The sequence below is a fragment of the Streptomyces sp. NPDC054863 genome (genome assembly GCF_053610825.1).
Genome location: NZ_JBSGZD010000418.1, coordinates 1 through 5,181 on the forward strand (window position 1 = coordinate 1; position 5,181 = coordinate 5,181).

The window sequence follows — 5,181 nt, forward strand, 5'->3', positions numbered from 1 at the left end:
CGTACGGCTTGCCGCCCCACGCCCCGCGCACCACCTCCAGGAACTCCGAGGTGCGGGCGTACCGCCGGTCGTGGTCGAGACGGTCGCCGAACCGCCGCTGCTCGACGGAGTCCCCGCCCGTCACCACGTTGAGCAGCAGCCGTCCCCGGGTGATGCGCTGGTACGTCGCCGCCATGTGCGCGGCCAGCGTCGGCGAGATCGCCCCCGGCCGGAACGCCACCAGGAACTTCAGCCGCTCGGTGTGCTGGGCGAGCGCCACCGTCGTCAGCCAGGCGTCCTCGCACCAGGTCCCGGTCGGCGTCAGTACCGCCTCGAAGCCCAACTGCTCGGCCGCCTTGGCTATTTGGGTCAGATACTCGATGTCGGGCTGCCGCACCCCGCTCACCGGGGCGATCCGCGAACGGCTGATGCCGCCGTCGGTGTAGGCGTGCCGGTCGACGAGCGTACGCCCGTCGCCGCCCGTCGGCAGGAACCAGTGCAGATGAACGCTCATCAGGAGGACGCCTTTCCGTTCGATCCGTGTGATCCGTGTGATCCGTACGAGAGGGGAGCGGTGCCGGACGGGGGCCGCGACTTGTTGAACCGCGTGTCGACGAAGTCCTTGAAGGCGAACCTCTTCGGAATCAGCCTGAGTTCGGCGAAGGTGTCCGCGATGGCCTGTTCCGAAGCGATGGCCGCGGCGTCGACCGCGACCGGCACCCGCGTCCCGTTCGTCCGCCGCACCGCGTCGAGCGCCACTTCGTACGGCAGCCCGGTCTCCTTCGCCCATGCCTTCGCCCACGCCTCGGGGTGCTTGAACACCCAGGCCTGGGCGCGCTCCAGCCGGTCGAGGTAGTCGCCGATGGCCCGTGACTTCGCGGGATCCTTGAGCGCGCCGGGCGAAGCCACCTGGAACGAAAGCCCGTTGGTCACTCCCTGACCGGTCGTCAGTACCCGTGCGCCGGAGCTGCGCAGAATCTGCGAGGTGTACGGATCCCACACCGCCCACGCGTCGACCTTCCCCCGGCTGAACGCGGCCAGCGCATCCGCGGGCTGGAGGTACTTCAGCTTCACGTCACCGATGCCGAGCCCGGCCTTCCTCAGCGAGGCGACCAACTGGTAGTGCGCCGAACTGCCCTGGGCGACCGCGACCGACCGCCCCTTCAGGTCCGCCGGTCCCTTCAGCGGCGAATCCTTCGGCACGACGATCGCCTCGCCGTCGGACGAGCCGTGGGAGGCACCCACCACCGTGATCTTCGATCCGGAGCCCGCCGCGAAGACGGGCGGAGTATTGCCGACCCCTCCCACGTCCACGGCCTTGGCGTTGATCGCTTCGAGGAGCGGTGGACCGGACGTGAAGGTCGACCACTTGATCCGGTACGTGAGGTGGTCGAGCTCACCCGCGGCCCGCAGGATCGCCTCCGAACCGCCTTTCTGGTCACCGACGTTGAGGGTGACGGAACCGGATCCGTCGGTGTCGCCCGTGGTGCCGGCGGACGGGGAACCGCCGCATCCGGTGAGCAGGGGGGAGAAGGACAGGGGGAGCAGCAGGGCGACGGACAGGGACGGCCGTTTCATGGCGGATCAGTTCTCTTTCCGGGAGGTGGGGGGCAGTGGCGGGCCGAGTGGGGGCGTGGCTGCCTCTGCGGTCCCGTCCACGCCGAGCTCCGACAGCAGCCGTGACCGCAGCGCCGCGAACTCCGGTGTTCCGACGGTCCGGGGCCTGTCGAGCCCGACCCCGGTCCCGTACGCGATGACGCCGTCCCGCATGACCAGCGCACGGTCCGCGAGCAGCAGCGCCTCGTCCACGTCGTGGGTGACCAGCAGTACCGCGCAGCCGCGCCGCTGCCACAACTCCGCGACCAGCCGCTGCGCCTTGATCCGCGTCAGCGCGTCCAGTGCGCCGAACGGCTCGTCGAGCAACAGCAGATCGGGTTCGCGCACCAATGCCCTTGCCAGGGAAGCCCGTTGGGCCTCGCCGCCCGACAGCGTCCTGGGCCAGGCGGCGGACCGGTGCTCCAGCCCGACCTCCTTGAGTGCGGCCTCCGCGACCTCGCGCCCGGGATCCCCGGGCAGCCCCAGCAGCACATTGCGCCACACCCGCTTCCACGGCATCAGCCGTGGCGCCTGAAAGGCGACCGCCCGCCGCTTGGGCACGAGCACGGTCCCTTCGATCTCCCGGTCGAGCCCGGCGAGCACCCGCAACAGGGTGGACTTCCCGCACCCGCTCCGCCCGAGCAGAGCGGTGAACTCACCCGGCCGCAGCGTCAGTTCGAGATCGTCGATCACCGGACGGCCCCCGAACGAACGGGTCAGCCCCGCCACCCGTACGGCCGCAGCGGTGTCGGTATCGGTGTCGGTATCGGCCGAAGCCGGACTCACTGTCCGGTGAAGGTCGGTCGCCATTGCAGCAGCAGCCTTTCGAGGAGACGGACGACGGCATCGGCGATCAGGCCGAGGAATGCGTACACGACCAGGCAGACCACGATCACGTCGGTACGGAAGAACTCCCGTGCCTGGTTCATCAGGAACCCGATCCCGGCATCGGCGTTGATCGACTCGCCGAAGACCAGCGCCAGCCATGCCGTGGCGAGCGAGTACCGCAACCCGGTCATCGCCCCGGGAAGCGCCCCCGGCAGCACCACATGCCGCACCAGGCCCCACCTTCCGAGCCCCAACGCCTCTCCGGCCTCGACGAGTTGGGAGTCGACGCCCCGGATCCCGGCATACACGTTCAGATACAGATGGAAGGCGACCCCGAGCGCGATGAGCGCCACCTTCGGCGCCTCCCCGATCCCCAGCCAGATGATGAACAGCGGGATCAGCCCGACCCACGGCACGGTCCGCAGCATCTGCACGCTTGCGTCGACGAGATCCTCGCCCAGCCGCGAGAGCCCCGACAGCAGGGCGAGAACCACCCCCACGACCACCCCCAGCACCAGCCCCACCGCCACGCGTTGGAGCGAAGTGACCATCGCGTCGGGCAGTGTCCCGTCCGCGATCAGCTCACCACCCGCCCGGGCGACGGTGCCGGGCGAAGCGAGCACATCGGGATGCAGCACCCCGGTCGCACTGAACACCTGCCACAGCGCGAGCAGCAGCAACGGCCCGACGGGCCGCCGCACCCACCGGGGCACCGCACGAAGCCACCCCTTCCTGGAGCCACGGGGCTCCACGGCCTCCAGCTCGGGGCCCGTGCTCGACGGCGCCCGCTCCTGCTGCTGCGAGCACTCCTCCCGTTCCGCCGGCTTCTGCTGTTCCTCCCGTACTGACGAAGGCGAGATGTCCGGTGGTGCATGGCCGGCGGTCATGAATCAACTCCACGGAATGCGGAACCCGGGGCGCGCCTCAACACCCGCGCAGCCGAAGGGAGTTGACCCACGGCATCACGGCAAGGCGGAGCACACGCCGGAGAAGGGGAACCGGAAGGGGAACGGAACGGAAGCACCCGCGACAGGGACAGCGGGCAGAGCCGGGAGAGGGAGCGTCAGCAGCCGCGTCGACACGCGGCGGAAGCCACCCGCAGCAGGTCGATGTGACCGCGCGTGGTGAGGTGAGCGAGACGCAACATGGCGCAGAACGTAGCCACCCCGCCCGGACACGGTCAACCGCCGTCCCATCATCCGGATGCCGAATCCCACCTGGCGGCCGGTTTCCGGCCCCGTACGCGAACATGGAAATATGGCCGACACATTCACCACCCGCGTCCTGCACCTCACCACGGGCTCGACGGAGACCGTCAGCGACCTCACCTCGGCGTGCGAAGACTTCCTCACCGAAGCCGCCGACGGCCGCGACGGACTCCTCAACGTCTTCGTCCCGCACGCCACCGCCGGCATCGCCGTCCTGGAAACCGGCTCGGGCAGCGACGACGACCTCCTCGCCGCGCTCCGCACACTGCTCCCCGCCGACAACCGCTGGCAACACCGCCACGGCTCCCCGGGCCACGGCCGCGACCACGTCCTCCCTGCCCTGGTCCCCCCGCACGCCACCCTGCCGGTCGTCGCGGGCCGCCTGGAGCTGGGCACGTGGCAGTCGGTCTGCCTGGTCGACACCAACGTCGACAACCCGGAGCGCAAGGTCCGGCTGAGCTTCCTGGGCTGACCCGCCGACTCCGTCCCGGGGTGGGCGCTGACCGCCCAGTTTCACCCGTCGGTCAAAGACATGGCTGCGCGTCGGTGGTTTCGAGAGGCTCGACCGTGTCTCACTCCGGAAGGACGGTTCGTGTGAAAAGGCTTGTCATTGAACCCAACGAGCGCAGGCAGATCGAATGGCTGGTCGACGAGGTGCTCGACGAGTACGGCCAGTGGGACCCGGTTCAGTTCGTCACGCACGCCAAGACGGTGTCGGAGTCGCTGCCGATCCGGGTCCGCCAGTTCTTCCGGCGGGTCCAGTCGGCGGAGACCGACGTGGCGGTGCTGTCCGGGCTGCCGCTGAGCCAGGACCTCGAACCGACCCCGACCGGCTGGGACATGGCGGAGAAGGTCGGCGCCGGCACCCGGGAGGAGGTCGTGCTCATGCTGTGCAGCGCCGGCCTCGGCGAACCGTTCGCCTGGGGCAACCAGCAGAACGGCCGCATCGTGCACGACGTGTGCCCGGCGCCGGGCAAGGAGCGCTCGGAGACCAGTCAGAGCAGCACGGTCCCGCTGTCGCTGCACACCGAGGACGCCTTCCACCAGTGCCGCTGCGACTACGTGGCGCTCTACTGCCTGCGCAACCAGGACCGGATCGGCACCACCGTGGTGCGCGCCGACCGGCTCGACCTGCCGGCGCGGCTGTCGGAGATCCTGTCCGAGAAGAGGTTCCACCACCGCCCCGACCAGTCGCACGTCGGGCCGCAGGGGCATTCCAGTGGGGCGGCGGACGTGGACGCGATCCTGTTCGGCCCGCCCGAGTCGCGTTACCTGCGCATCGACTTCGACGACACCTGCGCGGCGGACGAGGACGACCACGTCGCACGGGATGCCATCACCGAGCTGCACACGTACGTGACCGGTGCGATGGAGAAGGTGGTGCTGGAGCCGGGCGACGCGATATTTCTCGACAACTACCGCGTCGTCCACGGGCGGGAGCCGTTCGAGCCGAGGTACGACGGAACGGACCGGTGGCTGAAGCGGGTCAACCTGATCCGGGACCTCCGCCGGGTGTTCGTCGCGACCGAATCCCGTTCGCGGATCATCGTCTGAAAACGTAGTGCTGTTG

Annotated in this window: 7 protein-coding genes; 2 read left to right on the plus strand and 5 right to left on the minus strand. The window is 69.7% G+C overall.

Annotated features, from left to right (window positions below; translation table 11 throughout):
* From ACWGIG_RS36710 to ACWGIG_RS36730, 5 genes are all read right to left on the minus strand, one after another.
* Positions 1 to 493, minus strand: a 493-nt coding sequence (locus ACWGIG_RS36710; RefSeq protein WP_453326052.1) for an LLM class flavin-dependent oxidoreductase, incomplete at its 3' end; no start/stop codon positions are given.
* Complete coding sequence (locus tag ACWGIG_RS36715; protein ID WP_453326053.1) at positions 493 to 1,557, minus strand: ABC transporter substrate-binding protein; 1,065 nt, start codon at positions 1,555 to 1,557, stop codon at positions 493 to 495. The genes ACWGIG_RS36715 and ACWGIG_RS36710, both read right to left, overlap by 1 nt.
* Positions 1,558 to 1,563: 6 nt before the next feature.
* Positions 1,564 to 2,385: an ABC transporter ATP-binding protein gene (locus ACWGIG_RS36720; RefSeq protein WP_453326054.1), complete on the minus strand. Its 822-nt coding sequence runs from the start codon at positions 2,383 to 2,385 to the stop codon at positions 1,564 to 1,566.
* Positions 2,358 to 3,290 (minus strand): ABC transporter permease, encoded by a 933-nt coding sequence (locus ACWGIG_RS36725; protein ID WP_453326055.1) that lies wholly within the window; start codon positions 3,288 to 3,290, stop codon positions 2,358 to 2,360. The genes ACWGIG_RS36720 and ACWGIG_RS36725 overlap by 28 nt, the downstream gene beginning before the upstream one ends.
* 176 nt (positions 3,291 to 3,466) lie before the next feature.
* Positions 3,467 to 3,550 carry a putative leader peptide gene (locus tag ACWGIG_RS36730; RefSeq protein ID WP_453326058.1) on the minus strand — a complete coding sequence of 28 codons (84 nt, stop codon included), beginning with the start codon at positions 3,548 to 3,550 and terminating at the stop codon, positions 3,467 to 3,469.
* 110 nt (positions 3,551 to 3,660) lie between these two features.
* Between ACWGIG_RS36730 and ACWGIG_RS36735 the strand changes: the two genes are divergently transcribed.
* Together ACWGIG_RS36735 and ACWGIG_RS36740 are read left to right on the plus strand one after the other, a co-directional pair.
* Entirely contained in the window at positions 3,661 to 4,083 is a 423-nt protein-coding gene (locus tag ACWGIG_RS36735; RefSeq protein ID WP_453326056.1) for a secondary thiamine-phosphate synthase enzyme YjbQ, read from the plus strand.
* Between the two features lie 122 nt (positions 4,084 to 4,205).
* Positions 4,206 to 5,165 (plus strand): TauD/TfdA family dioxygenase, encoded by a 960-nt coding sequence (locus ACWGIG_RS36740; protein ID WP_453326057.1) that lies wholly within the window; start codon positions 4,206 to 4,208, stop codon positions 5,163 to 5,165.
* Positions 5,166 to 5,181: the final 16 nt, after the last annotated feature.